We start from the raw sequence: 243 nt of genomic DNA on the forward strand, positions 1-243 counted from the left end.
AATGGACAGAAGATACAGAAGTATCCTTGCGTTCCTTTGCCGTGTGTTCGGATATGCAAGTAGGTAAGCGTCGTAAGAATAAAAATGATGATGAAGCTGGTCTTGATGCATCAGACCTTGTTTTACCGGCTACGACCGATGCCAAAGAGCTTGCGCGTAAAGCCAATAAAACTTCTCTTGATGTAATGACTGCGGTCTTTTCGACTTACCATTCAATCCAAGTGATTTCGGATGCGCAAAAAA

At 42.8% G+C, this 243-nt stretch carries 1 protein-coding gene; it reads left to right on the forward strand.

The genetic code is table 11. From position 1 onward, the window contains the following. A partial coding sequence (locus tag ACFILW_RS10940; protein WP_375685848.1) for a hypothetical protein occupies positions 1–243 on the forward strand: 243 nt, incomplete at both ends.

It is taken from the genome of Bartonella sp. TT110JLCBS, from assembly GCF_042193405.1.
Lineage (GTDB): Bacteria > Pseudomonadota > Alphaproteobacteria > Rhizobiales > Rhizobiaceae > Bartonella.